The sequence below is a fragment of the Streptomyces wuyuanensis genome, from assembly GCF_900103455.1.
Taxonomy (GTDB): Bacteria; Actinomycetota; Actinomycetes; order Streptomycetales; family Streptomycetaceae; genus Streptomyces; species Streptomyces wuyuanensis.
This window is the reverse complement of the sequence record NZ_FNHI01000004.1, coordinates 340,881-365,880: the sequence shown is the minus strand read 5'-3', so window position 1 is coordinate 365,880 and position 25,000 is coordinate 340,881. Positions and strand designations below refer to the sequence as shown.

General features: G+C 73.0%; 25 protein-coding genes and 1 riboswitch. Of the genes, 10 read left to right on the top strand and 15 right to left on the bottom strand.

Annotation, left to right across the window (positions count from 1 at the left end):
- Nucleotides 1-103 precede the first annotated feature (103 nt).
- Both BLT82_RS08850 and BLT82_RS38795 read right to left on the bottom strand, forming a co-directional pair.
- The gene (locus BLT82_RS08850) at nt 104-2,038 is read right to left on the bottom strand and encodes an anthranilate synthase family protein (protein WP_093653306.1); all 1,935 of its coding nucleotides are present in this window, start codon (nt 2,036-2,038) and stop codon (nt 104-106) included.
- A 104-nt stretch (nt 2,039-2,142) separates the two neighbouring features.
- Complete coding sequence (locus BLT82_RS38795) at nt 2,143-2,199, bottom strand: trp operon leader peptide (RefSeq protein ID WP_093653364.1); 57 nt, start codon at nt 2,197-2,199, stop codon at nt 2,143-2,145.
- A gap of 102 nt (nt 2,200-2,301) precedes the next feature.
- Here BLT82_RS38795 and BLT82_RS08840 point away from each other — a divergent pair, with 102 nt between their 5' ends.
- Both BLT82_RS08840 and BLT82_RS08835 read left to right on the top strand, forming a co-directional pair.
- A complete protein-coding gene (locus tag BLT82_RS08840; protein ID WP_093653305.1) occupies nt 2,302-3,654 on the top strand; it encodes a class II 3-deoxy-7-phosphoheptulonate synthase in 1,353 nt (450 codons plus the stop codon).
- 163 nt (nt 3,655-3,817) lie between these two features.
- Entirely contained in the window at nt 3,818-4,093 is a 276-nt protein-coding gene (locus BLT82_RS08835) for a (2Fe-2S)-binding protein (RefSeq protein ID WP_404203407.1), read from the top strand.
- A gap of 27 nt (nt 4,094-4,120) precedes the next feature.
- Here BLT82_RS08835 and bfr read toward each other — a convergent pair whose 3' ends face one another.
- Nucleotides 4,121-4,600 (bottom strand): bacterioferritin, encoded by a 480-nt coding sequence (gene bfr, locus BLT82_RS08830; RefSeq protein WP_093653303.1) that lies wholly within the window; start codon nt 4,598-4,600, stop codon nt 4,121-4,123.
- 156 nt (nt 4,601-4,756) lie between these two features.
- On the opposite strand from bfr, the gene BLT82_RS08825 reads away from it, so the two are divergent.
- Complete coding sequence (locus BLT82_RS08825) at nt 4,757-5,389, top strand: sulfite oxidase-like oxidoreductase (protein ID WP_093653302.1); 633 nt, start codon at nt 4,757-4,759, stop codon at nt 5,387-5,389.
- Here BLT82_RS08825 and BLT82_RS08820 read toward each other — a convergent pair.
- The 5 genes from BLT82_RS08820 to thiO all read right to left on the bottom strand — a co-directional run bounded on the left by BLT82_RS08820 (nt 5,386) and on the right by thiO (nt 10,634).
- The gene (locus tag BLT82_RS08820; RefSeq protein ID WP_093653301.1) at nt 5,386-6,306 is read right to left on the bottom strand and encodes a deoxyribonuclease IV; all 921 of its coding nucleotides are present in this window, start codon (nt 6,304-6,306) and stop codon (nt 5,386-5,388) included. The genes BLT82_RS08825 and BLT82_RS08820 overlap by 4 nt on opposite strands.
- A 5-nt stretch (nt 6,307-6,311) precedes the next feature.
- Nucleotides 6,312-8,237 (bottom strand): Stk1 family PASTA domain-containing Ser/Thr kinase, encoded by a 1,926-nt coding sequence (gene pknB / locus BLT82_RS08815; RefSeq protein WP_208867784.1) that lies wholly within the window; start codon nt 8,235-8,237, stop codon nt 6,312-6,314.
- Between the two features lie 204 nt (nt 8,238-8,441).
- The gene (locus BLT82_RS08810; protein ID WP_093653299.1) at nt 8,442-9,239 is read right to left on the bottom strand and encodes a thiazole synthase; all 798 of its coding nucleotides are present in this window, start codon (nt 9,237-9,239) and stop codon (nt 8,442-8,444) included.
- Nucleotides 9,240-9,243: 4 nt separating this feature from the next.
- On the bottom strand, nt 9,244-9,459 hold the full coding sequence (gene thiS, locus BLT82_RS08805) for a sulfur carrier protein ThiS (RefSeq protein ID WP_093653298.1): 216 nt from the start codon (nt 9,457-9,459) through the stop codon (nt 9,244-9,246).
- The gene (thiO, locus tag BLT82_RS08800) at nt 9,456-10,634 is read right to left on the bottom strand and encodes a glycine oxidase ThiO (protein WP_093653297.1); all 1,179 of its coding nucleotides are present in this window, start codon (nt 10,632-10,634) and stop codon (nt 9,456-9,458) included. The genes thiS and thiO overlap by 4 nt, the downstream gene beginning before the upstream one ends.
- Nucleotides 10,632-10,744: riboswitch (TPP riboswitch) on the bottom strand. (Overlaps the previous gene by 3 nt.)
- A gap of 52 nt (nt 10,745-10,796) precedes the next feature.
- Here thiO and BLT82_RS08795 point away from each other — a divergent pair.
- From BLT82_RS08795 to BLT82_RS08770, 6 genes are all read left to right on the top strand, one after another.
- Nucleotides 10,797-11,138 (top strand): avidin-fold protein, encoded by a 342-nt coding sequence (locus BLT82_RS08795; protein ID WP_093653296.1) that lies wholly within the window; start codon nt 10,797-10,799, stop codon nt 11,136-11,138.
- A gap of 85 nt (nt 11,139-11,223) precedes the next feature.
- Nucleotides 11,224-12,408, top strand: coding sequence for an NAD(P)/FAD-dependent oxidoreductase (locus tag BLT82_RS08790; RefSeq protein ID WP_244291892.1), 1,185 nt, complete (start codon nt 11,224-11,226; stop codon nt 12,406-12,408).
- Nucleotides 12,409-12,594: 186 nt separating this feature from the next.
- Nucleotides 12,595-12,960 (top strand): Rv2175c family DNA-binding protein, encoded by a 366-nt coding sequence (locus tag BLT82_RS08785; protein ID WP_093653294.1) that lies wholly within the window; start codon nt 12,595-12,597, stop codon nt 12,958-12,960.
- A gap of 123 nt (nt 12,961-13,083) precedes the next feature.
- Nucleotides 13,084-13,734, top strand: coding sequence for a thiamine phosphate synthase (gene thiE / locus BLT82_RS08780; RefSeq protein ID WP_093653293.1), 651 nt, complete (start codon nt 13,084-13,086; stop codon nt 13,732-13,734).
- A gap of 76 nt (nt 13,735-13,810) precedes the next feature.
- Nucleotides 13,811-14,728, top strand: a complete 918-nt coding sequence (metF, locus tag BLT82_RS08775) for a methylenetetrahydrofolate reductase [NAD(P)H] (protein ID WP_093653292.1) — start codon at nt 13,811-13,813, stop codon at nt 14,726-14,728.
- A 51-nt stretch (nt 14,729-14,779) separates the two neighbouring features.
- On the top strand, nt 14,780-15,667 hold the full coding sequence (locus tag BLT82_RS08770; protein WP_093653291.1) for a hypothetical protein: 888 nt from the start codon (nt 14,780-14,782) through the stop codon (nt 15,665-15,667).
- 118 nt (nt 15,668-15,785) lie between these two features.
- On the opposite strand, the gene BLT82_RS08765 is transcribed toward BLT82_RS08770, so the two are convergent.
- From BLT82_RS08765 to BLT82_RS08735, 7 genes are all read right to left on the bottom strand, one after another.
- Nucleotides 15,786-17,297 (bottom strand): phytoene desaturase family protein, encoded by a 1,512-nt coding sequence (locus BLT82_RS08765; protein ID WP_208867782.1) that lies wholly within the window; start codon nt 17,295-17,297, stop codon nt 15,786-15,788.
- Nucleotides 17,298-17,327: 30 nt separating this feature from the next.
- Nucleotides 17,328-17,945, bottom strand: coding sequence for a DUF4126 domain-containing protein (locus BLT82_RS08760; RefSeq protein ID WP_093653363.1), 618 nt, complete (start codon nt 17,943-17,945; stop codon nt 17,328-17,330).
- Between the two features lie 394 nt (nt 17,946-18,339).
- Nucleotides 18,340-18,948, bottom strand: a complete 609-nt coding sequence (locus BLT82_RS08755; protein WP_093653289.1) for a TetR/AcrR family transcriptional regulator — start codon at nt 18,946-18,948, stop codon at nt 18,340-18,342.
- A 28-nt stretch (nt 18,949-18,976) separates the two neighbouring features.
- Entirely contained in the window at nt 18,977-21,064 is a 2,088-nt protein-coding gene (locus BLT82_RS08750; protein ID WP_093653288.1) for a YhgE/Pip family protein, read from the bottom strand.
- A complete protein-coding gene (locus BLT82_RS08745; RefSeq protein ID WP_093653287.1) occupies nt 21,036-22,115 on the bottom strand; it encodes an ATP-binding cassette domain-containing protein in 1,080 nt (359 codons plus the stop codon). Before BLT82_RS08745 ends, BLT82_RS08750 begins: the two co-directional genes overlap by 29 nt.
- Nucleotides 22,116-22,208: 93 nt before the next feature.
- Nucleotides 22,209-23,156 carry an MASE1 domain-containing protein gene (locus BLT82_RS08740; protein ID WP_093653286.1) on the bottom strand — a complete coding sequence of 316 codons (948 nt, stop codon included), beginning with the start codon at nt 23,154-23,156 and terminating at the stop codon, nt 22,209-22,211.
- A 45-nt stretch (nt 23,157-23,201) separates the two neighbouring features.
- Complete coding sequence (locus tag BLT82_RS08735) at nt 23,202-24,050, bottom strand: PP2C family protein-serine/threonine phosphatase (protein ID WP_093653285.1); 849 nt, start codon at nt 24,048-24,050, stop codon at nt 23,202-23,204.
- 219 nt (nt 24,051-24,269) lie between these two features.
- Between BLT82_RS08735 and BLT82_RS08730 the strand changes: the two genes are divergently transcribed.
- Entirely contained in the window at nt 24,270-24,845 is a 576-nt protein-coding gene (locus BLT82_RS08730; protein ID WP_093653284.1) for an SAV_6107 family HEPN domain-containing protein, read from the top strand.
- The last annotated feature ends 155 nt before the right edge of the window (nt 24,846-25,000 follow it).

Genomic DNA, 25,000 nt, shown 5'->3' with positions numbered 1-25,000 from the left:
TCCCGCCGCGCTTCCCGCCGCATCCCGCGGGCCACCGCCCCGCCCCGCTGGCGCCGCCGCGGGGACGCGCTCCCGGAGCCCGTCCCCGCGGTCGCCGCCCCGCCTACACCGAGGTCTCCCTGACCACGGACGACAGCAGACCCCGGACGATCTCCGGCCCGCGCAGCGTCAGTACCGACTCGGGGTGGAACTGGATGCCCGCGAAACCCGGCCCGCGCAGCGCGTGGACCTCGCCCGACGGCGCGCGGCCCACCTCGACGCCGTGCAGGGACAGCTCCGCCGCCGCCCCGTCGTCGCACACGGCCGTGAAACTGTTGTAGAAACCGACCGTCTCCTCGGCGCCGAACAGCCCGATCCGCAGCTGTGCGCCCTGGAACGGCGTCTCCTTGCGGGCGATGCCCAGCCCCAGCTCGGCGGCGATCAGCTCATGGCCGAGGCACACCCCCAGCAGCCCGCCCCGGTGGCCGCGCAGCAGCTCCCCCGTGAGCGAGCGCAGGAAGCGCATCTTCGGGTCGGCCGCGTCCGACGGATCGCCCGGTCCCGGGCCGAGGACGACCGGTCCCGCGTGGGACAGCGCCGCCTCCCGTACACCCGGCTCGTCGTACCGGCGCACGGTCACCTCCAGCCCCGCTCCCCGCAGCAGGTGGGCGAGCATCGCGGTGAACGTGTCCTCGCCGTCCACCACCAGCGCATGGCCCGTGACCCGCTCCGGCAGGGACTGCATCCGCAGCCAGAACGGAGCCAGGTCCGCCCTGCGGGCGTCGAGCGCCGCCCGCACCCTGGGGTCGTCGGCCAGCCGCGGACGGGTCGTCTCCTCCCGCGCCGGCCCCGGGCGGACCCCCAGCGCGGCCAGCACCCCCGCCGCCTTGGCGTGTGTCTCCGCCACCTCGGACTCCGGGTCCGAGTGGCGCACCAGCGTCGCGCCGACCGGCACCCGCACCTCGCCCGACGCGGAGATGTCGGCGGTCCTGATCAGGATCGGCGAGTCGAGGAGCTGCGCACCGCCCGCGTCGACGCCCAGGAGCGCCAGCGCGCCCGCGTAGTACCCGCGCCCGCCACCGCCGTCCCGGCCGGCCGGCTCGTGGCGCTCGATGACCCGGCAGGCGTTCTGCACCGGCGAACCGGTGACCGTGGCCGCGAACATCGTCTCGCGCAGCACCTCGCGGACGTCCAGCGAGGAGCGGCCCCGCAGCTCGTACTCGGTGTGCGCGAGATGGGACATCTCCTTGAGGCGGGGCCCGACGACCACGCCGCCCATGTCGCCGACCGTGCACATCATCTTGAGTTCCTCGTCCACGACCATGGAGAGCTCGTCGGTCTCCTTGCGGTCGGAGAGGAAGTCCAGCAGCCCGTCGACCGTCGGCCCGCCCGCCGGGTAGCGGTACGTCCCGCTGATCGGATTCATCACGACGGTGCCGCCGGACATCCGCACGTGCACCTCCGGGCTCGCCCCGACGAGCGTGCGCCCGCCCGTCCCTCCGTCCCGTACCTCCGAGGAGGGCCGTCCGTCCCCGGTGTGGACGACGTACGTCCAGTACGCGCCGCGCTCGGTGGTGAGCAGCCGCCGGAAGAGCGCGAGGGCGTCCGCTCTGCCGAAGTCCGGGACGCGCCCGGTGAAGGTGCGCCGGATGACGAAGTTCGCCCCCTCGCCGCGCCCGATCTCGTCCTCCACCACGCGCCGGACGATCTCCGCGTACTCCTCGTCGCCGACGTCGAAACCGCCGTCCTCGACGTCCACCCCGTGCGCCGGCAGCCGGCCCAGCACCTCGTCGAGCGGCAGCTCGAAGGTCTCCTCGGCGACCAGCACGGACAGCGGCGTGCCGTCGTCCCGCACGTCGAAGCCCCGCTCGCGGATCTGCCGGAACGGCACCAGTGCGAGCGACGGGCGCTCGCCCACCGGGATGTCGGCGAGCCGCTCGACCTCCCGGACCGGGCCGGTCAGCACCTCCACGGTGTCGTGGTCGCGGCCCGGAGTGCGCCGGCGGAGCAGGGCGAACGGAGGAGCGCCGGGATTCAGCAGCCGGTCGAGGATGTGCATGGTGGGGTTCCTTCCGTGGTGGGAGGAACGGCCCGCCGAGACCCGTGGAAACGGGGAAGGCCGCCCCTCGGGCGGCCTTCGCGGAATTCTGTGCGCGCGATCGATCAGTGGGCCGCCGGGTGAGCGGTCCACCACCAGTTCCGGGTCGTCTGCGCGAACATGTCCGGAACCCTACCCCACCCGCGTCCCGTCCGCCGGTGGCCGCCGTCTCACTTTCTGGGCCACGGCGTGGACGGCGCCGTTCACCCCGTAATGTTGTCGGGGTGACCGTGAACGCTAAGCCCACCGCAACCGGTGGCAACACCTGGCGAAACCTGCCCGCGGCGCAGCAGCCCGAGTACCCCGATGCCGAGGCTCTGCGCGATGTGATCGCGGACCTCGAGTCGTATCCGCCGCTCGTCTTCGCGGGCGAGTGCGACCAGCTGCGCGCCCGGCTGGGAGCCGTCGCCAAGGGCGAGGCGTTCCTGCTCCAGGGCGGCGACTGCGCCGAGGCCTTCGACGCGGTGTCCGCCGACCACATCCGCAACAAGCTCAAGACCCTGCTCCAGATGGGCGCGGTGCTGACGTACGCCGCGTCCGTGCCGGTGGTCAAGGTCGGCCGGATCGCCGGCCAGTACTCCAAGCCGCGCTCGAAGTCCACGGAGACCCGTGACGGCGTGACGCTGCCGACCTACCGGGGCGACTCGGTCAACGGCTTCGAGTTCACCGAGGCGGCCCGGGTCCCCGACCCCGAACGCCTCAAGCGGATGTACCACGCCTCGGCGTCGACGCTGAACCTCGTGCGCGCCTTCACCACCGGCGGTTACGCCGACCTGCGCCAGGTGCACGCCTGGAACCAGGACTTCGTGAAGTCGTCCCCGTCCGGACAGCGTTACGAGCAGCTCGCGCGGGAGATCGACAACGCGCTGAACTTCATGAAGGCCTGCGGCACCGACCCGGCGGAGTTCCGCACCGTCGAGTTCTACGCCTCCCACGAGGCCCTGCTCATGGACTACGAGTCGGCCCTCACCCGGGTCGACTCGCGTACGGGCGACCTGTACGACGTCTCGGGCCACATGGTCTGGATCGGCGAGCGCACCCGTCAGCTCGACGGCGCGCACATCGAGTTCGCGTCGAAGATCCGCAACCCCATCGGGGTGAAGCTCGGCCCGACGACGACCGTCGACGAGGCGTTGCAGTACGTCGAGAGGCTGGACCCGGAGCGCGAGCCCGGCCGGCTGACCTTCATCGTCCGCATGGGCGCCGACAAGGTCCGGGACAAGCTCCCGGAGCTGGTCGAGAAGGTCACCGCCTCCGGCGCCACCGTGGCCTGGGTGACCGACCCGATGCACGGCAACACCTTCGAGGCGGCCTCCGGCCACAAGACGCGCCGCTTCGACGACGTGCTCGACGAGGTCAAGGGCTTCTTCGAGGTGCACAAGGCGCTGGGCACGCACCCCGGCGGCATCCACGTCGAGCTCACCGGTGACGACGTCACCGAGTGCGTGGGCGGCGGCGACGAGATCTTCGTCGACGACCTGCACCAGCGCTACGAGACGGCGTGCGACCCCCGCCTGAACCGCAGCCAGTCGCTGGACCTGGCCTTCCTCGTCGCGGAGATGTACCGCGACCAGTGACCGGACCGGCATGACGGTGGGGCGTGGATCGGTGTGATCCACGCCCCATCGTCGTACCCGGGGCTTTTGCGACCGGCGGGCGGCGGGTAAGGTTAGGTTTGCCTCACCGATCAATCGGGACGGGCACCACAGTCGATCTCGATCCCGCCGGGAGGTGAACCGCGTGTACGTCTGCTCGTGCTTCGGCATCACGGAGAAGCAGGTCAAGGAACACGCGGAGGCCGGTGCCTGCACCCCCCGCCAGATCGCCTCGGTCTCCAAGGCCGGCACCGACTGCGGTTCGTGCGTGCGCCGCATCCAGGGCATCCTCGGGCGGGGCACATGCCCGCGCCGCGAGCTGCTGGACCAGGGCAACGGTGCCGCCGCCGCACTGTCGGAGGACTTGACCCCGGCGGGCGTCGAGGCGGTCTCCCCGAGCCGGTTGCGCGAAGCGGCCTAGTCCGGCCGGTCCCGGGGCGGACGGGCTCTAGGATTCCGGCTGCTCGATCACCTGGGCGATGTACAGCGCCTCTCCGAGCTTCTCGACCAGTTCCAGCTGGGTGTCGAGGTAGTCGATGTGGTGCTCCTCGTCCGCCAGGATCGACTCGAAGATGTTCGCCGACGTGATGTCGCCCTTGCCGCGCATGACCTCGATGCCGCGTCGCAGCCGGTCGATCGCCTCCACCTCGACCTGCCGGTCCGCCTGGAACATCTCGGTGACCGTCTGCCCGATCCGCACGTGGAACAGCCGCTGGTAGTTCGGCAGCCCTTCCAGGAACAGGATCCGGTCGGTGAGTACCTCGGCGTGCTTCATCTCGTCGAACGACTCGGCCCGGGTGTACTTGGCGAGCTTCGTCCAGCCGAAGTTCTCCTGCATCTTCGCGTGCAGGAAGTACTGGTTGATCGCGGTCAGCTCGGCAGTCAACTGCTCATTGAGGAACTCGATGACCTCGGGGTCGCCCTGCATCGCAGAGGCTCCTTCCGCACGTGTGACTCGGGCAGGATGCGCGCATCCTCGCACCGTGATCGAAGGCCGTCCAGTAAGTGCCTCCTTAGTAGGAGTTGCCCGAATCGGCCCAGACCTGGTCATGACCACCCCTCCTGGTCTGTCACCATTGAAGGCATGGGTCAGCCGGAGAGCCGGGAACACCGGGCGTCAGAACAGTCCGAGCTACCCCCGGGGCAACGACTGCAGCGCGGCTGGCCGGTCACCCACTACGGGCCCGTCCCCAAGTTCAAGCCCGAGCGCTGGGAGTTCCGCGTATTCGGCGCCACCGCCGACGGTGACAAGCGCTGCTGGAACCACGAGGAGTTCTCGGCGCTGCCGTTCTCGACGGTCGTCGCCGACCTGCACTGCGTGACGAAATTCAGCATGCTCGGGGCCGAATGGGGCGGGGTGCCCGCTTCGACGATCGTCGAGCTCGCGCCGCCTGCCCCGACGGTCACCCACGTCATGGTGTGGGCCGAGTACGGCTTCAGCGCCAATCTGCGCCTCGCCGACTTCCTCTCGGAGCGCACGATCTTCGCCACGCACAAGGACGGCGAGCTGCTCACCGCCGAGCACGGCTTCCCGCTGCGCCTGATCGTCCCGCATCTGTACGCCTGGAAGGGCCCGAAGTGGGTTCGCGGCGTGGAGTACATGACGGCCGACCGCAGGGGATTCTGGGAGGAGCGGGGCTACCACAACATCGGCGACCCGTGGCGTGAGCAGCGCTATTCCTACCAGGAGGAGCCGGGCGACGGGCCCGAGTTCTAGTCCGGGGCGCCGGCCGGGCGCCGTGAGCCGGGCGGGAGGCCCGGAACCGGGCCGGGGTCGTCGCGGAGCTTCTTCAGCAGCGCCACGTCCGCCGCGTACGTCTCCCTGCCGTGCCGCCCACCGGGCGTCTCGATGATCAGCGGCACACCCGCGGCCGCGGGGTGGGCCATCAGCTCGCGGAACGCCTCCTCGCCGATGTGGCCGGCGCCGATGTTCTCGTGGCGGTCCTTGCGCGCCCCGACGACGTCCTTGGAGTCGTTGGCGTGGAACAGCCTCAGCCGGCCCGGGCCGACCGTGGCGACGAGCAGATCCAGCATCCGCCCGGCTCCGCCCGGTGCGGCGAGATCGTGACCGGCGGCGAACGCGTGGCAGGTGTCGAGGCAGACGCCGAGTCTCGGGTGCGCCTCCAGGGCCTCGAAGTACGGTCCGAGGTCCTCGGCCAGTGAGCAGAGCGAGAAGCCCTGCCCGGCCGTGGGCTCCAGCAGCAGGAACGGGTCGTCGTCGTGCGTCAGCTCGTCCAGCAGCGGCAGCACCAGCTCCCGTACCTGGGCGAGCGCCGTCTCCCGGGTCCTGCCCCCGGTCGCCGATCCCGTGTGCACCACCACACCCGCGGCGCCGATCTCCCGGCCGCGGAGCAGCGAGTGGCGCAGCGACTCCACCGACCGCTCGGCCGTGACCGCGCTGTGGGAGCCGAAGTTGATCAGATACGGGGCGTGCACGTACGCCGGTGTGCCGGTGGCCGCGTTACCGGTGCGGAACAGCTCGTCCTGCGCGGGGTTCCCCGCGGGGGTCGCCCAGCCCCGCGGATTGGCGACGAAGACCTGCACGGCCTCGGCCTCGATCTCACGGGCGTACGCCAGACCCGTCCTGGCCAGGCCTCCGGCCACGGGAACATGGGCGCCGACGGGGTTGTGCACGGTTGCTAGAGCCCCTTGGTCCGGATCGTGATCGTGCTGCCCTCGGCGGCCTGTCCGCCGCCCTCGACGGACTGGCTCTCGACGGTGTCGCCGAGGAACGGGAAGGCCCGCTCGACCTTGACCTCGAAGCCCGCCTCCTCCAGCTCGCGCCTGGCGTCGTCCAGCCGGTCGCCGGTGACGTCCGGGACCTCGACCATCCGCGGTCCCTTGGAGACGGTGAGGGTGATCGTGTCGCCGGTGGCGGCCTGTCCGCCCTCCGCGGGGGACTGCCTGGCGACGGCTCCCGCCTCCGCGGGGGAGTGGATCCGCTCCGGGGCCACCTTCACCTTCAGCCCGGCGTCCTCGAGGGTGCTCGTGGCGTCCTCGACGGAGTCGCCCGTGACGTCCGGTACGTCGACCGGCGAGCCCTTGCTGACGACGAGCGCGACCGCCGAGTCCGGCCGGCGCTCCGTGCCGGCGGCCGGCTCGGAGCGGATCACCGTGCCCTGGGCGGCCTCGTCGCTGAACTCCCTGGTGATCACGCCCGGTGCCAGGCCGGCCTTGCGCAGGGTGTTCCTGGCGTCGGCGAGCTTCAGGCCCTCGAGCTCCGGAACCTTGACGATCTCCGGGCCGCGCGAGATGACGAGCGTGACCGAGCCGTTGTGGCGGATGCGCCGACCCGGGTCGGGGTTCACGTCCATGACGGTGCCCCGGGCGTAGGAGTCGCTGAAGCCCTTCTGCACGGCCTCGACGTCCAGGCCGGCCTCGGAGAGCCGCTGCTTCGCCACGGCCTCGGTGCGGCCGAGGACCGTGGGCACCCGGGTGAACTGCCCGGAGTTGATGTACCAGACGCCCGCGCCGACACCGAGGACGAGCAGCACGCCGACGACGGCGGCGAGGACCCCGCGGCGCGGCGTCGGCAGCCGGCGGCCCCCGGAACGGGACGGCGGGGGACCGACGGGCGGCGTCTCCAGCCGGCTCGTCCGGTCGACCGCCCCGCCCGCGGTGGGCAGCGGCCGCGCGATCACGCTCGTACGGTCCTCGGAACCGGCGGACGTCCCGGCGTCCGGCGTCCTGGCCTGCGGCGGTCCCGCGTCCAGCTGGTCGTCGGTGAGCGCGGCACGGGCCTCGCGGGTCCGTCCGAGCAGGGCGACGGCGTCGTCCGGCCGCGACTCGGGGTCGCGGGCGGTGGCCGCCGCCACCAGGCCGTCCAGCTCCGGAGCCAGCCCGGGCACGGCGGCCGACGGCTGCGGCACGTCCTCGTTGAGGTGCCGGTAGAGCACCTGGGCCGGGGTGTCGCCGGAGTGCGGCTTGCCGCCCGTGAGCATCTCGTAGAGCACGACACCGCAGGCGTACACGTCGGCGCGGGTGTCGGCCGTGCCGGACTCGATCTGCTCCGGTGCGAGGTAGGAGACGGTCCCGAGCAGCGAACCCGTGGTGCTGGTCACGGAGCCCACGGCCCGGACCAGCCCGAAGTCGGCGACCTTGACCCGTCCGTCGTCCCCGATCAGGACGTTCTCGGGCTTCATGTCCCGGTGGACGAAGCCGGCCCGGTGCGCGGCGCCGAGCGCCGCCAGCACGGGCTCGAGGATGTCCAGCGCGGCCCGCGGCCGCAGCGCGCCCCGCTCCCGCAGCACGTCGCGGAGCGTGCATCCGGCCACGTACTCCATCGCGAGATAGACGTACGCGCCCTCGGCCCCCTGGTCGTACACGCCCACCACGTTCGGGTGGGAGAGCCGTGCCACCGACTTCGCCTCGCGGATGAAGCGCTCGACGAAGGAGGCGTCCGCGGCGAGCGCGGGGTGCATCACCTTGAGTGCGAGGACCCGGTCGAGCCGGGTGTCCACGGCCCGGTAGACCGTGGCCATCCCGCCGACGGCGATGCGCGCGTCGACGCGGTAGCGGCCGTCGAGCACCTGCCCGACGAGGGGGTCCTGAAGGGTCGTATCCACGCAGGCGAGTCTACGAGCCCGGACACCCCGCCCCGGCCCCCCGGCCGGGGCTGCAGCGGACCTGTGACGTGCGTCATCGGAACCACGGGCGTCATCCGAAGGTGTACCCCGTCCCCGGGGACGCGGCTCCTCCGAGGGCGTGCCCGGGGACGGGGCGCTCACCCCCGGCGGGTGCCCGGACCGCGTGCGCCCCGGGGCTGCGGCTCATCCGAAGGCGGGACGCTCCGGGTCCAGTGCCGCCCGCCCCTCGACCGGGGACGAGGCCTCGGCGAAGTGGCGGCGCGGGATGCGGCCCGCCCGGTGGGCGAGCCGGCCCGCCTCCACCGCGTGCCGCATGGCCTCGGCCATCACGACCGGTTCCTGCGCCCGGGTGACCGCGGAGGCCAGCATCACGGCAGAGCAGCCCAGCTCCATCGCCAGCGCCGCGTCCGACGCCGTGCCGGCGCCCGCGTCCAGGATCACCGGAACCCGGGCCCGCTCGGTGATCAGCTGGAAGTTGTGCGGATTGCGGATGCCGAGCCCGGAGCCGATCGGGGAGCCGAGCGGCATGATCGCGGCACAGCCCACGTCCTCCAGCTTCCGGGCCAGGACCGGGTCGTCGTTGGTGTACGGCAGCACGATGAAGCCGTCGTCCACGAGCACCTCGGCCGCGTCCAGCAGCTCGACCGGATCCGGCAGCAGCGTCCGCTCGTCCGCGACCACCTCTAGCTTGATCCAGCAGGTCCCGAGCGCCTCCCTGGCCAGCCGCGCGGTGAGCACGGCCTCCCCCGCGGTGAAGCAGCCCGCGGTGTTCGGCAGGACCTGGATGCCGAGGCGGTCGAGCACGGAGAGCACCGAGCCCTGCACGGTCGGGTCGAGGCGGCGCATCGCGACCGTGGTCAGTTCCGTGCCGCTGGCCACCAGCGCGCGTTCCAGCACGTCGAGGCTGGGCGCCCCGCCGGTCCCCATGATCAGCCGGGACGAGAACTCCGTCCCGCCGAGTACGAAGCGGTCGTCGGCCATGCCGTCAGCCTCCCTGCACCGCGGTGAGCACCTCGACGCGGTCACCCTCGCCGAGCAGCGTCCCGGGCCACTCGCCGCGCGGGACGACGGTCTCGTTGAGGGCGGCCGCGACCCCGGAGGGCGCGGCGGTGAGCGTGGCCACCAGCGCGTCGAGCGTGGTGCCGGCCGCGACGGAGCGCGGCTGCCCGTTGACGGACACGGTGTGCGTGGACGCGGTCATGCGGACACCTCCTGCTGGGCGGTGGAGAAGCGGCGTGGGGTGAAGGCGCGGGCCTCGTCCGGCAGTTCACCGGTGACCAGGGTGTGCGCCATGACGTCCCCGGTCACCGGGGTGAGCAGGACGCCGTTGCGGTAGTGGCCGGTGGCCAGCAGCAGACCGGGCAGCTCCGCCGGGCCGAGCAGCGGCGCGTTGTCCGGCGAGCCGGGGCGCAGGCCCGCCCCGGTCTCGGTCAGCGGCAGTTCGGTGATGCCGGGCACCAGCTCGTGCGCGTCGCGCAGCAGCTGGTACACACCGCCCGCCGTGACGGTGGTGTCCCAGCCGAGTTCCTCGCTGGTCGCGCCCACCACCAGCTCGCCGTTCTCGCGCGGCACGAGGTAGACGTGGCTGCCGCGCACCACGGCCCGGACCGTGCGCGACAGGAACGGGGCGTACGCGGGCGGCACCGTCAGCCGCAGCACCTGCCCCTTGACCGGCCGCACCGCGGGCAGCACCGCCGCGGGCACGCCCTCCAGCCGGCCGCTGAGCGTGCCCGCGGCCAGCACGACCTGGCCGGCCGGGATCTCGTCGCCGCCGGCCAGCACGGCCCCGGCGGCCCGGTCCCGTACCACCGACAGCCGCTCGACCCACCGCCGGTGGAAGACCACGCCGGCCCGTTCGCACGCCACCACCAGCGCCCTGGCCAGACGCCGGGGATCGATCTGGTGGTCGCCGTCCACCCGGAGCCCGCCGCGCACCCCCGGTGCCAGCATGGGCTCCAGCCGGCGGCACTCCCGCCCGCTGAGCCACTCGGACTCCAGTCCGAAGCGCCGTTGCAGCGCGTGCAGTTCGCGCAGATGCGCCCGGTCGTCCGCGTCGAGTGCCACGGCGAGCGTCCCGCAGGAGCGGTACCCGGTGTCCTCTCCGCTCGCCTCCTCGAGTTCGGCCACGAACCGCGGATAGCGGTCCGCCGAGGCGAGGTTCAGCCCGAGCAGCGTCTCCTCGCCGTAGTGGAGTTCCGTGACGGCCGCCAGCATGCCCGCCGCGACCTGCGCCGCTCCGCCGCCGGGCCGGGGGTCGGCAAGCGCGGTCCGCAGTCCCCGCTGGGCCGCCCGCCAGGCGGTGACGAGGCCGATGACGCCGCCCCCGATGACGAGGACGTCCGCGGCTGGTCCTGGTGTCGGATGTCCTGGATGCATACGCGTCCGGACCCTCCCTTCGCCGGCATGACCCGGATCAGGTTCGTACGGTCGGAGGCCGCCTCAGCCTCCCTCTCAGCCCGGTGCGCCGGGCTCCCGCGAGTAGCAGTACGGTGGCCAGCCTAACCCTCGTCGCCAACCCCCGGTAAGGGAGCCGTTGCCGTGGCCCGCTCGCTCGACGGACTCGTCCTCGCCCCGGTCGCCGACCAGGCGCCCGGTCAGGTCGGCACCCGGACCCGGTTCACCTACCACGAGGAGGACGGCCGGATCTGGGCCGACTACGCGGGCGGCGACGTGGTGCGCGGCCATCTCGTCGGCACCCGTGAGGGGGACCGGCTGGACTTCCGCTACGTCCAGTTGAAGCACGACGGAACGACGTCCTCCGGGCACTGCGTCTCCACCGTCGTCGACCTTCCCGACGGGCGGGTGCGGCTCGACGAGACCTGGGAGTGGGAGTCCCGGCAGGGGTCCGGCACGAGCGTCGTGGAGCAGCTGCCTTCCTGACGTGTCGTCAGGTGGTTAGGGTGGCCCGGTGAGTGAGAGCGAGCAGACGGCGCCGAGCCGCCGTGTCGTCATCGTCGGGGCGGGCATGGCCGGCGTGCAGACCGCCGTGGCCCTGCGCGAACAGGGCTTCACCGGCGCCATCGGCCTCATCGGCGCCGAGCCGCACCAGCCCTACGACCGGCCGCCGCTGTCCAAGGCCGTCCTGCTCGGGAAGTCCGAGCACTCCGCGTTCGACGTCGACTTCGACGCGCTCTCGGTCGACCTCCGGCTCGGCCTCGAGGTGAGCGGTCTGCGCCCGGGGGAGCACGAACTCGACACGCCGGCCGGGCCCGTTCCGTACGACGTCCTGGTCATCGCCACCGGCGCGGAGCCGGTCACCCTCCCCGGCACCGAGGGCGTCCCCGGGGTCCATCTGCTGCGCACCCTCGACGACGCGGAGCGGCTGCGCCCGGTGCTGGAGCGCCGCCACCACATCGTGGTCGTCGGCGCCGGCTGGATCGGCGCCGAGTTCGCCACCGCCGCCCGCGAGGCCGGCTGCGAGGTCACCGTCGTCGAGGCCGCCGACCGCCCGCTGCCCGGAGCTCTGCCGGCCGAAATCGCCGCACCGATGGCCCGGTGGTACGCGGAGGCCGGAGCCGAGCTGCTCACCGGCGCGCGCGTCGCCGCCGTCGAGCCGGGCGCCGTGGTCCTCGAGGGCGGCCCGCGGCTGCCCGCCGACGCGGTCGTCGTCGGCATCGGCGCCCGGCCGGCGACCGGCTGGCTCGCCGGCTCGGGCATCGAGCTGGGCGCCGACGGCTCGGTCACCGCGGACGAGCGGCTGCGCACCTCGCTGCCCGACGTGTACGCGGTCGGGGACTGCGCCTCCTTCCCGTCGGGCCGCTACGGGAGGCGGCTGCTGGTCCACCACTGGGACAACGCGCTCCAGGGGCCCCGCACGGTCGCGGCCAACGTCGTCGGCGCCGACACCGGGGAGGGGAGCGAGCCGGGGGAGATCTACGACCCGGTGCCGTACTTCTGGTCGGAGCAGTTCGGCCGCTTCGTGCAGTACGCCGGTCACCACGGCGCGGCCGACGTTCTCGTGCGCCGGGGCGACCCGGACGACGCCTCCTGGTCGGTGCTGTGGCTGCGGGACGGGGCCCTGGTCGCCGTGCTGACCGTCGGCAGGCCGCGGGACCTGGCCCAGGGGCGCAGGCTCATCGAGGTCGGAGCCAGGATCGACGCGGAGCGCGCCGCCGACCCGGCCGTCCCCCTGAAAGCCGCGGTGCTCTGACCGGAGGCGGTGCCCTGACCGGGGGCCGCGGTGCTCCGAGCGGCCGGCCGCACCCCGCGGAAGGTGACGTTCCCGGGCTTCCGGGGCCTTCGGAGGCGGCGCTGGGGTGTCGCTTGTCCCTCTGAAGGCCGCAGCTCGACCGGGCCCCGCTACCGACTGTCGGTCCGGGATGGCACGCTTGGTCCCGTGACCGAGATTGACGCAAAGATCGATGCTCTCGTCCCCGCCTGGCTCCACCTGCCCGACGTCGCGGAAAAGCTCGACGTCGAGGTGACGCGCGTACGGCAGCTGGTCAAGGAGGGTCAGCTGATCGCCGTGCGCCGCGGTGAGAACCGGACGCTCCAGGTCCCTGCCGCCTTCATCAAGGGCGGCAAGGTGGTCAAGGGCCTCTCCGGCACCCTGACGCTCCTGAAGGACGACGGCTTCACCGACGAAGAGATGCTGGAGTGGCTCTTCACACCGGACCCGACCCTGCCGGGGACCCCCGCGGAGGCGCTCAGCGAGAATCGCGGCACGGAGGTGAAGCGCCGGGCCCAGGCGCTCGCCGTCTGACGTCGTCCCGAGCACGTCGCCGCCGGCGTCCCTGACACACCAATCTGGATGCGGTGCGCGCACCGGGCCGGACCGTCCGGTCTCGGCGCGTGCACCGCCGACCCACCCCGGGGGGTACCAACCATGTCCGCATCCCGCGCGGCGCTGTCCGACGCCCGGCTCTACCTCTGCACGGACGCCCGCAAGCGCCAGGGCGACCTGCCGGAGTTCCTGGACGCCGTCCTCTCCTCCGGGGTGGACGTCGTGCAGCTGCGCGACAAGGGCATGGAGGCCGGCGAGGAGCTGGAGCACCTCGCGGTGTTCGCCGACGCCTGCCGCAGCCACGGCAAGCTCCTCGCGGTCAACGACCGGGCCGATGTCGCCCACGCGATCGGCTCCGGCGTGCTGCACCTCGGCCAGGGCGACCTGCCCGTCCCGGCGGCCCGGGCGATCCTCGGCGGCGAGGTGCTGATCGGGCGCTCCACCCACGCCCGCGAGGAGGTCGACGCGGCAGCCGCCGAGCCGGGAGTGGACTACTTCTGCACCGGTCCCTGCTGGCCCACGCCGACCAAGCCGGGCCGGCCCGCCCCCGGCCTCGACCTGGTCCGGTACGCGGCCTCGCTCGGCCAGGACCGCCCCTGGTTCGCGATCGGCGGGATCGACGCCGGCAATCTCGACGAGGTCCTGGAGGCGGGTGCCCGCCGGGTCGTCGTCGTCCGGGCGATCACGGAGGCCGACGACCCCGCCGCTGCCGCCGCCCGTCTCGCCAAGCGGATACGGGCCTACGCGCAGTAGGCCGATTCATGAGCGATCCGTGTCCGATGGGTGGAATGCGGTTGGGAGACCGCTGCCCCGTGGATAACCTGCGACTATGGCCCTCGGCACAGCATCCACCCGGACGGATCGCGCACGCACCGTGCGCGAACTGCTCGAAACCGGCAAGACCTCGTACTCCTTCGAGTTCTGGGCGCCCAAGACCGAGAAGGGCGAGCGGAACCTCTGGAACGCGCTGCGGCGTGTCGAGGCGGTGCAGCCGAACTTCGTCTCGGTGACGTACGGCGCCGGGGGATCCACCCGCGCGGGCACGGTCAAGGCCACCCAGCAGATCGCCGCCGACACCACGCTCACCCCGGTCGCGCACCTCACCGCGGTGAACCACTCCATCGCCGAACTGCGCAACATGATCGGCCAGTACGCGGACGCAGGGATCAGGAACATCCTCGCCGTCCGCGGCGACCCGCCCGGCGACCCGATGGGCGAATGGGTCGAACATCCCGACGGTGTGCGGTACGCGGCGGAGCTCGTCCGGCTGATCAAGGAGTCGGGCGACTTCTGCGTCGGAGTCGCGGCCTTCCCCGAGATGCACCCCCGCTCCGGCGACTGGGAAACGGACATCGGGCACTTCGTGGACAAGTGCCGCGCCGGTGCGGACTACGCGATCACGCAGATGTTCTTCCGGGTGGAGGACTATCTGCGGCTGCGCGACAGCGTCGCCGAGGCGGGCTGCGAGACCCCGATCATCCCCGAGATCATGCCCGTCACCAGCGTGAAGCAGATCGAACGGTTCGCCCAGCTCAGCAACGCGTCGTTCCCCGCCGAACTCGAACAGAGGATCCGCGCCGTCGCGGACGACCCCGCCGCTGTACGCTCCATCGGTATCGAGTTCGCGACGGAGTTCTGCGCCCGGCTGCTCTCCGAGGGTGTCCCCGGGTTGCACTTCATCACGCTCAACAATTCCACCGCGACGCTCGAAATCTACGAGAATCTCGGACTGCACCAGCAGTCGTGAACGGCCGCACCGCCGCAACCCCGGGCGGAAGGCCGCAGGAGAGGGGCGGGCATGGGCTGGACGGCGCTCTACATCGCGTTCGGCATTGTCGCGCTGTGGCTGCTCGGCGAGGTGCTGCTGCAGTACAAGGCGCGGCTGCGCTGGCGGCTGGTCGCGTTCGTCGGCTTCCTCGGCGTGGTCGTCGGTGTGCTGCTGCCGAACATCATCGTGATCGGCGTCGGCGCGGCCGCGTTCGCGGTCGGCCAGACGTACGTCACCCTCTCCTTCCGGCGCGGCTTCTCCACCGGCTGGGCGCTGGGCGGGAGCCCGGGCTCCAGCCGCCGCCGCAGGTCGGGTGCCGCCCCGGTCGACCGTGATCCGGTGCTCGAGGTGACCGGCATCGACTACGAGGACTCCTACGACCGGGACCGCCCGGGTCCGCCCGCTCCCGCCACGGAGGAGCCCCCGGCCGCCGCGGCCGACACCGTCTACGAGCCGCAGCCGCTCCCCGACGACACCGGGCAGTACGGCATCTACTCGGACGCGCCCTACGCGGCGGACCACACCGAGGGCGGCGAGGGCGCGGCCCACTACGGCGGCTACCCCTCCGGCTACGCCGACGCCTACGCCCAGGGGCAGGGGTACCAGCAGCCGGCCGGGGCCCACGACGCGTACGCCGGTTCGTACGACTACGGCACCGGGCAGCAGCAGTACGCCGCCTACTCCGATCCGTACGCCGACGGCGCCCAGGGCTACGGCTCGTACGACAGCTACGGCGGCCGGCAGCAGTACGCGGACCCCTACGCCTCGCAGGGCTACAACGAGACGCCGCCGGGCGGCGTGTGGGTGCCGCTGCAGCGCGACGGCGACCAGGTCCCGCCGCCGGCCGACCAGCCCTCCGAGTACGGCTACGACCCGGGCTACCAGAACGACCCCAACGGCCAGACCTACCGCTACTGAGGCCCGGCCGCCCCGGCCGGCCACCCCCGCGCGGAGCCGAGCCCGACTCGCCTCCGGCCCGTGCCTCCCGCGGCGGGGTGTGCGGGTCGCGCGTACCCGTATGGCGCGGGGGATCAGCTCACTGTGAGCCGCGGAAGTCCGCGCCCTCCACGATGAGGCCGGCCACCAGCGCGCCCGACATCCCGCTGTGCGCGAGACCGCCGCCGGGGTGCGACCAGCCGCCCGCGAAGTACATCCCGGGCACGGGTGACACGTTCGCGGCGGGCAGCAGTGCCCCGCCCGCTCCGGCCAGGGCGGGCCCGGGCACCCGGGGGGAGCCCGTCTCCCGGAAGGTGTCCTCGGGCGTGCGCACCTCGCGCCACAGCAGCCGCTCCCGCAGGCCCGGGACGGCCGCTTCCGCGGCCGCCGTCATCCGGTCCGCGAACGCCTGCGCGTCCGTTGCGTCGCCGGCCCACGGATCGTCCGGCGTCCGGTCGCCTGCTCCGGCGGGGACGGTCGCGGTCACCGTCACCGCCTCGTGGCCGGCGGGCCGCAGCCGCTCGTCGTCCGGCCGGAGCACCACGACCGTCGGCCGCTCGCACAGCCGCCCGGCGGCCAGCCCCGCCGACTCCCCGGCCCGGTCGGGCGAGTGCACCACCGTCCGGTGCGCCGCGCCCTCCTTGCGGGCGCCGCGCAGGGCCAGACAGACCGTGACCCGCCCGGTTCGCAGCGCCGACTGGTGGTGCGGCCACTCGTCCTGGGAGCCCCACGGCAGGACCTGGTCCCGGTAGAGCGCGGGGACGGGCGCGCCCGCTACCACGTGATCGGCCCCGGCCGTGCGGCCGTCCGCCAGTACCACCCCGACCGCCCGGCCGTCCTCGATCCGTACGTCCGTCACCTCGGCGCCGAGGACGAACTCCACCTTGCGCGCGAGGCACCGCTCGTGGACCGCGTCCGCGAGCGCCCGCATCCCGCCCCGCACGTACCAACTGCCGAAGGTCTGCTCCATGTACGGCAGGACGGCGGCGGACGCCGGGGCCGAGGCGGGATCGAAGCCGTACGCCAGGGCGTGGCTATCCAGCAGCGCAGCCAGCCGCGGATCGCGCAGCTCACGCCGGCCCACCTCGGCGAGGGTTCGCGCCGGGCGGCGCAGGAGCCCGCCCCTGAGCGCCGGATAGGGGTCCCCGGCGAAGAGGGAGGTGTCCGCGGGCAGCGGCTCCTCCAGCAGCGGCCGTCGTGAACGGTCCCAGGCGTCCCGCGCCCGCCCCAGGAAGTCGCCCCAGCGCTCGCCCGCTCCGGCGCCGAGCGCCTCGTCCAGCGCCGAGACGACGCCCGCGCGCGAGGCGTTCGGCAGGGTCACGGCCGTGCCGTCCGAGAAGACATGACGGCTCGCCGGGTCGACCTGGACCAGTTCGACGCACTTCTCCAGCGGCTCCTTGCCGGTCTTCACGAAGAAGTCCCGCCAGACGGCGGGCAGATGGAGCAGGCCGGGGCCGGTGTCGAAGGCGAAGCCGTCACGCTCGAACCGGCGCACCGCGCCGCCGTACGTGTCCGCCCGCTCGTACACCGTCACCCGGTGGCCCGCCACGGCCAGCCGGGCAGCGGCCGCCATGGCGCCCATCCCGGCGCCGATCACCACAATCCGTGCCATGTCAGGGACTGTATCGGCCGCCTCCGACAGTCAACGGGGTGGTGGCCCCTGCAGGCCGGCGGCGACGCGTCTCTCCTCCCGGCGCTGGGCGCGGCGCCGGAGGAACCGGCGGATCCGCGAAGCGAGGAACACCAGTATCACCAGCCCCAGCGCGAGCAGCGTCGCCGCGATGATCGCCGCCGGCAGCGGATGGAAGAGGGCGAGCGTGACGATCCCGGCGACCCCGAGGTCCTCCGCCGTGCTCACGGCGATGTTGCTGAACGGCTCGGGGGAGGTGTTGACCGCCATCCTGGTGCCGGCCTTCACCAGATGGCTCATCAGGGCCGTGGTGCCGCCGACCGCGCCGGCCGCGAGCTCCGGCAGGGATCCGCTCTCCCCTGCCAGCAGCGCCGCCACCACCGCTCCGGCCACCGGCCGGATCACCGTGTGGACCGAGTCCCACGCCGAGTCGACGTACGGGATCTTGTCCGCGACCGCCTCGCACAGGAAGAGCACACCGGCCGCGCTCAGCACGTCGGTGCGTTGCAGCGACTCGGGCACCTCGTCGGTGAGCCCGGCGGCGCCGAACAGGCCGAGCAGCAGGACCACCGCGTACGCGTTGACGCCGCTGGCCCAGCCGCTCGTGAAGACCAGGGGGAGTACGGACACGGACGCGATCGTAACCAGCCCGCACCCCGTGCGGGTGGGGATGAGCACGGGCCTCTGAGTATCCGTACCTAGTGCGGGAGATGAGTAGGCGCGCGGATGAGGGCCGACCTGCCCGGACGGGAGAGTGGAGGCCACGGAAGGGGCGCGGCGCCGGCACCGCCGGCACGGGGCGGCGGAACGGCGCGGCGCACCTGCCGAACGGGGGTTGCCCGGACCCGGAGGAACAGAGGTACGGGGCAACGGGGGAACGACGGGGGAATCGCCGGTGCGGCGAAGCTCGGGGGGATCGAGCTTCACCGCACCGGCTCTCGTCGTTCGTGTCGCCGGCGCCCTGCCGGCGGTGCGGTCACCGGCCCTCACGGCCGCCCGTGGGGGACCGGGGACCGGTCGGGCCTCAGCAGCCGCCGACCCGGCCGTGCAGCAGCCGGGACAGGGCCGCGTGGACGTCGTCGAGCGACCGCTCCCGCTGGAACGCCTGCCAGTCGAGCGCCGCCACCAGCACCATCCCGACCAGCGCCGCGGCGGTCAGCGGGATGTCGATCTCCTCGCTCAGCTCACCCCGCTCGACGCCTTCCCTGAGCACCGTCTCGACAACGGCCACCGCCTGCTGACGGACCACCATCAGCGTCGACTGCCAGGCCCGGTTCGTGCGCCACAGCTCGGCGACGTACAGCTGTGTGAAGGCCGGGTAGCGGTCGATGAAGACCAGACCGGCCCGGATCATCCCGTCCAGCGCCTCGATCTTGGTCCCGCCGCGGCGCTCCGCCTCGTCGGCCGCCTCCTGCAGGGAGGCGGTCAGCAGGCCGACGCCGAACCGCAGCAGCTCCTCGAAGAGTTCGGTCTTGCTCTTGAAGTTGTAGTAGACCGTGCCCTTGGCCACGCCGGCCCGCTCGGCGATCTCGTCCACCGTGGTGGCGGAGAAGCCCTGCTCGGCGATCAGGGTCACCGCCGCCTCGTAGAGCTTGGCGCGCGTGGCCTGTCTCCGGGTGCTGCTGCTGTTCATGGTGCCGATTCTCACAGGTCCGCCCGGATCACAGGCTCAGCTCGGGGTGAAGACGGTCGAACGTCCACACCTGCTTGCGCCGCGCCGACACCGCGGTCAGGGCGAGCGCCCCGGCGGTGAACGCGACGAGTACGGCCACGGCCTGCCACACCGGTCCGGCTCCGCCGCCCGTGATGAGCCTGCGCAGCGCCTCGACCACGTACGTCATCGGCAGGAAGGGATGCACGGCGTTGAAGAACGGCGGGCTGGTCTGGACGGGGTACGTGCCGCCCGCAGAGGTCAGCTGCAGCATCAGCAGCGCGAGCACCAGGATCCGGCCGGCCGCGCCGAAGCGGGCGTTGAGCCACTGGATGATCGCCGCGAAGCAGCACACGACCAGCGCCAGGAAGCCGACCGTTCCGGCGGCGCGGGCCATCTGAAGTCCGAGACCCCAGTGGAGCACCGCCATCAGGGCACCGACCTGGAGCAGTCCGATCGCGGCCACCGGCAGCCAGCCGGCGACGGCGATCCGCCAGGCCGAGGCGCCGGCGGCCAGGGCGCGCCGGTTGAGCGGCTGGATCAGCATGTACGCCACCATCGCGCCCACCCAGAGGGAGAGCGGGATGAAGTACGGGGCGAAGCCCGTGCCGTAGTTGTCCGCCTTGTGCAGGGACTGGGAGGCGAGCTGCACCGGGTCGGCCATCACGTCCGTGCGGCGGTCGCGCTCCTGCTTGTCGTAGTCGGGGATCCTGCCGACGCCGTCGTTGAGTCCGCCGGCCAGCTCGCCCGAGCCGTCGACGAGTTTGAACATGCCGCCGTCGAGGTCGTGAGCACCGTTCTTGAGCTTGCCCACGCCGGTGTCCAGGTCGCTGGATCCGGTGCGCGCGCTGCCCAGTCCCGTGTGGAGGTCGCCGGCGCCCTTGGCGACCTTGTGCGCGCCGGAGTTCAGCCGGTTGACGTCCGCGACGGCCTTCTCGACGTCCTCGTCGAGGGTGGGGGAGCGGTCGGCGAGGTCCTTGGCCATCTTCTGGATCTTGGCGAGACGGGCGTCGAGCCGCTCGAGTTCGCCGCTGTTGTCCCGCACCAGCTTGGCGACGTCGTCGGCGACCGCCGCGGAGTCGGCTGTCGCGGTCTTGGCCTTCTCCAGCACGGAGCAGACGGCGGGGTCGGGCAGAACGGCGTCCTCGCAGCGGGACTTGTGCAGCGCGGCCGCCTTGTCGGCGGCGTCGTGCGCCTTGGTTGCCGCGGCGGGGGCGGTCGTCACGAGGAGGTCGAGATGGCTGCGCGCGGCGCGGGCGCCGTTCTCCACGAAGCGCGCGTGCTCGCCGACCGTCGCGCCGTCGTCCTTGATGTAGGGCCGGACGTCGGCCGCGATGGCGTTGACCTTGTCGGCCAGCCGCTGGGTGCCGGCGGCGACCTCGCGGGCGCCCTTCTCCAGCTTGTCCGCACCGTCGTCGAGGCGGGTGATGCCGCCCTTGAGCTTGCCGCTGCCGTCCTTGGCGTCCTTCAGGCCGTCGGCGAGCTCCTTGGAGCCCTCCTTCGCCTTGCCGATGCCGCCCTTGAGCTTGTCGGCTCCCTTGGCGGCCTTCTCGGTCGCGTCGTGGATGTCGGAGAACGAGATGAAGATCTTGTCGAGGAACGAGCGGGACGCGTTCTTGGACGCGGACTTGCGCACCTCGGCGAAGACGGTGCGGGATATCTGCCCGACGATGTAGTTGTTCGCGTCGTTCGTCCGCACCTGCAGCGCCCCGGTCTCCGGCGCGTCACCGGAGGCGGACGCGATGCGCTTGCTGAAGTCGGCGGGCATGGTCAGGGACAGGTAGTACGTACCGTCCTCGACGCCCTTGCGGGCCTCCTGGGAGCTCACCTCGTGCCAGTCGAAGACATCGCTCTCGCGCAGGCCCTCGGTGATCTCGTCGCCCGCGGCGATCTTCTTCCCGGCGGCGGTCGCGCCCTTGTCGGCGTTGACGAGCGCCACGGGAATCCTGTCGAGCCGGCTGTACGGGTCCCAGAACGACCACAGGTACAGCGCGCCGTAGAGCAGCGGAAGCAGCAGGATCGCCACGAGCGCGGCCCGCGGCAGCTTGCCCCTGCCGAATCGCTTCAGCTCAAGCGCGGCCAGTTTCGGCGAGCGCATCGGCCGCCCCCTCCTCGGTCTCGTTCGTCTTCCCGGTCCTGCCGCCGCGCACGGGGTCGCCGGTGCCGGTGCCTGCGGCTTCTGCGGTCGTGCCGGGTTCTGCCCCGGTGGCCGGGGTGGTGCCGGTGTCCGGGGTCGTGCCGGGTTCCGTGCCGGTGGCCGGGGTGGTGCCGGTGTCCGGGTCGGCGGTGGCGGCCTCGGCCGGGGACGCGACCGGCTCCGCCTCGGTGGCCTCGGCAGCCCCGGCGGTCCCGGCGGTCCCGGCGGCCTTGGCCGCAGGAACCACCTCGATGCCGGGGGCCGTCCCCTCCGGCGCCCCGTCGCCGGGCTTCCCGGCCGCGGCCGAGTGGGACGCCCCCGTACCCGTGCGGACCACGACGGCGTCCTTCGGCGCCTCGCTGCAGACCATGAGCACCGTCGTGCCCTCGGCCGCGATGTCCCGGAGGAGTCCCCACGCCTGCGCCCGGTCCGCCTCGGAGAGCTTGAGGTCCGCGTCGTCGACGGCCAGCAACCGCGGACGGCCGATCAGGGCGAGGGCCACGGAGAGGCGGAGCGCCTCGAGCCGCTCGAGATCCCTTACGGCCGTGCGCCCCCCTTTCGGCAGGGCGTCCACCTCGAGCCCGACGCTCGCCAGGGCTTCTTCGATCCGCGCCCGGGCCGCCGCGGCCCGTTCCCCCGGCGGCCGCAGCAGCGCCCGGAGCGAACCGTCGAACCGCCGCTGCATCAGCGCACGCTCCCGCAGATGCTCGGCGACGGTGAGCGCCGGGTCGAGGTCGCTCACCCCCGGGACCGGGCCCAGCGCGCTGATGCGGCGGACGGCCGCCATCTTGCGCGGCAGCCGCAGCCCGCCCACCTCCGCGTGCCCATCCGTCGGCTTCATGCGTCCGGTGAGTGCGAGCAGCAGGCAGGTGCGGCCCGAGCCGGACGGGCCCTCGATCGCGACGAGCGAGCCCGGGCCGGCCTCGACGTCCACCCTCCGGAACGCCCAGCCGCGCGGCCCCTCCAGGCCGAAGCCCTCGGCTCGTACGGCTGCCCCGTGTGGGCTGTCCACGCGGCCTCCCCCTTTTTTTGAACTGACTGGTCAGTGCAAAAGCTACTCCGAACCCGGGAACGAAGCAAAACGGGTGGGGAGTTCGGCGGGGATTCAGCGGTCGCGCGGTTCGACTCCCGCCACCATCTCGGCGAGCCGGGCGCAGACGCGCTTGATCTCCTCGTGGGTCTGGTTCCGCTCGGTGATGACGGCCGCCATCAGCAGCGCCGTCAGTGCGGTTGCTCCGTTGAAGGCCTGCAGCGTGACCATGTTCGCGAACAGGTCGTGCCCGGCGAACGGCCCGAACCGCCTGGCCGCGGCCATGATCGCGAGAGTCGACACCACCAGCGCGCACGGAGCGGCCCCTGCCAGCTGGAACCGGAAAGCCGCCCAGATCAGGCACGGGAAGACCAGGAACAGCAGCGACGAGTTGGTCGTCGAGGTCGCCAGCAGCGTGACGCCGAGCGTGCAGAGCCCCAGTGCCGCCGCCTCCGTCCAGCGGGCCGGCCCCGCGGGGACGGGCCACCGGGCCCGGCGCAGCACGAGCAGGAACGGCGTGACGACCAGCACCCCCATCGCGTCCCCCGTCCACCAGACCGACCACGCGGGCCAGAAGCGATCGGGATCCAGCCCTCCGGCCAGGACCAGGGTCGTGGCGCCGACGGTCGAACTGACGAGCATGCCGCCCAGCGCCCCGAGGAAGACGAGCGCCAGTACGTCCCGCAGCCGGTCCAGTTCCTGCCGGAACCGCGCCCGGCGCAGCATCAGGTACGCGCAGACCGGTGCGGCGGTGTTCCCGGCGGCGATGGCCAGCACCGCGAAAGGCGTCGGGCCGATGGAGAAGTTGACCAGGAACGCGCCGAGCGCGATACCGGGCCAGATCCGCAGCCCGAAGAACAGCAGACCGGCGAGCGCCACGCCCGTCGGCGGCCACAGCGGGGTGACCTGGCCGCGCACCAACTGCTGGAGCAGCCCGAGCCTGGCGGAGCCGTAGTAGAACGCGGCCACAGCGAGGATCCGCAACGCCAACGAGCCGTAACGCCGGATCTCCTCATTGCGCACGACAGCAGTTTCCTTCGCCGGTGACGGGGCGGCGAGTCGGCCGCGTCAGGGCCTGCCGGAGGGGCCGGAGGAGGGGGCCGGGCCGTCGTAGCGGACCACGAGCACCGCGGCGTCGTCCCGGTGGCCGGTCAGGTCGGCCACTTTGATGACTGCGGAGGCGAGCACGTCGGGGTCGGCGTCGAATCCGGTCCGCACCAGCTTGGCCACCTCGGCCAGACCGGCCTCCATCGGGTAGCTCGGCCCCTCCACCACCCCGTCCGTGAGCAGGACGAGCACGCCCGGCTCCATCAGCCGCCGGTGCGTCACCGGGTACCGCTCGCCCACCAGGATCCCGAGGGGCGGACCACCCCGGTCCAGCGCGACGCCGTAGCCGCCGCCCGCGGTGGCCCACACCATCGGCACATGGCCTGCCCGGGACACGTGGAGATCGCGGGTGACCGGGTCGAACCTCAGGAAACAGCAGGTGGCGAACAGGCCGTAGCCCATCGAGATGAGCAGGTCGTTGGCACGGCCCAGCACCTGGCGCGGATCGCTCGTCGCCTGGGCGAGTGCCCGCAGGCTCGTGCGGACCTGCCCCATGAACGCGACCGCCTCCATGTCGTGTCCCTGGACGTCGCCGATCGCCAGTCCGAGCGATCCGTCCAGCATCACGAAGGCGTCGTACCAGTCGCCGCCCACGTCCAGCCCGTCCCCGGCGGGCGCGTAACGGGCCGCGATCCGCAGACCCGGAAGCTCCGGAAGGGCCGGGGGGAGCATGTGGCGCTGCATGGCCACGGCCAGCTCGACACGGGCCTGCTGGAGCCTGATCCGCTCCAGGGCCTGGTCCACGAGACGCCCGAGGGTGACGAGGAGGGCCTGCGCACTTTCGGGCGGGTCACCGCGTCGTTCCCGCATGACCGCTCCGGGATGTCCCACATGCTCCGCCGTGCTCCTCGAATCACCTTAGCCCGGCGGCCGTCCGGCCCGCTCGCCCTTGTCGGCGGGCCCGCACACAGAGGGCGGGAGACCCCCTTCGCCCGGGACAAGCCCAGGTCAGGGCGAATTGTCAGTGGTGGCCACCACCATGGTTCACGTACGGCCGGAGTGCCGTCACCCGACGACAGGAGGCTCGTCATGGCCAGCTCGTACGCCGCTGCCGCACGTCGGCCCCGCGCAGGCGGCCCTGCCCCCTCACCGACCGGATCCGCGAGCGACGTCCACCCCGTGCTGCGGCGTTCGTCCGCGCCCCCTGCCGCACTCGACCTGCTCGCCCAGGCGAGGGCGGGGCTGGAAGACGCCGCGCGCCTGGAGACCCCCAACGAGCGGTACGCCACCGCCCATCTCGCCGCGCTGCGCACCGCCGCGGCCGTCCTGGCCGCGCGCGGGCGGCCGGAGACCACCCCCCGCCGCCGGGCACGCATACGCTCCGCCTGGGAGGTCCTGCCGGAGATCGCCCCGGAGCTCACCGAGTGGAGCGCCCTCTTCGCCTCCGGCGCCGAACGCCGGGCCCGCGCCGAGGCGGGCATCCGGGGTGCCGCCGGCAGCCGAGACGCCGACGACCTGCTCCGCGACGTGGGCATGTTCCTCAGGCTGGTGGAGCGGATGCTGGTGCTCCAGCCGGTACTGCCGCAGCCGAGGCCCGAGCAGGCGGGGCCCGAGCAGGCGGGGCGGGAGGGCTCGGTAGGACGGCCCGAGGGCGCCGCGGGATGAGCGAACCTCCCCGCGCCCGCTCACCGGGCGCGGGGAGGCTGCGGGGACCGGAGGCGGGGACTGTCCGCGGCGGGCGTGCCGGCGGGCGGGCGCGGGGACACCGTGGGATGACCGGGGCGCCCGGCCGAGGCAATAGGGTGGAGCCAGCCTGCACC

Coding starts and splice junctions, on each gene's coding strand:
- BLT82_RS08850 (WP_093653306.1), bottom strand. CDS start 2,038: ATGCACATCCTCGACCGGCTGCTGAATCCCGGCGCTCCTCCGTTCGCC.
- bfr (WP_093653303.1), bottom strand. CDS start 4,600: ATGCAGGGCGACCCCGAGGTCATCGAGTTCCTCAATGAGCAGTTGACT.
- BLT82_RS08825 (WP_093653302.1), top strand. CDS start 4,757: ATGGGTCAGCCGGAGAGCCGGGAACACCGGGCGTCAGAACAGTCCGAG.
- BLT82_RS08810 (WP_093653299.1), bottom strand. CDS start 9,239: ATGGCCGACGACCGCTTCGTACTCGGCGGGACGGAGTTCTCGTCCCGG.
- thiS (WP_093653298.1), bottom strand. CDS start 9,459: ATGACCGCGTCCACGCACACCGTGTCCGTCAACGGGCAGCCGCGCTCC.
- thiO (WP_093653297.1), bottom strand. CDS start 10,634: ATGCATCCAGGACATCCGACACCAGGACCAGCCGCGGACGTCCTCGTC.
- BLT82_RS08790 (WP_244291892.1), top strand. CDS start 11,224: ATGGCCGGCGTGCAGACCGCCGTGGCCCTGCGCGAACAGGGCTTCACC.
- thiE (WP_093653293.1), top strand. CDS start 13,084: ATGTCCGCATCCCGCGCGGCGCTGTCCGACGCCCGGCTCTACCTCTGC.
- metF (WP_093653292.1), top strand. CDS start 13,811: ATGGCCCTCGGCACAGCATCCACCCGGACGGATCGCGCACGCACCGTG.
- BLT82_RS08770 (WP_093653291.1), top strand. CDS start 14,780: ATGGGCTGGACGGCGCTCTACATCGCGTTCGGCATTGTCGCGCTGTGG.
- BLT82_RS08765 (WP_208867782.1), bottom strand. CDS start 17,297: ATGGCACGGATTGTGGTGATCGGCGCCGGGATGGGCGCCATGGCGGCC.
- BLT82_RS08755 (WP_093653289.1), bottom strand. CDS start 18,948: ATGAACAGCAGCAGCACCCGGAGACAGGCCACGCGCGCCAAGCTCTAC.
- BLT82_RS08750 (WP_093653288.1), bottom strand. CDS start 21,064: ATGCGCTCGCCGAAACTGGCCGCGCTTGAGCTGAAGCGATTCGGCAGG.
- BLT82_RS08735 (WP_093653285.1), bottom strand. CDS start 24,050: ATGCGGGAACGACGCGGTGACCCGCCCGAAAGTGCGCAGGCCCTCCTC.
- BLT82_RS08730 (WP_093653284.1), top strand. CDS start 24,270: ATGGCCAGCTCGTACGCCGCTGCCGCACGTCGGCCCCGCGCAGGCGGC.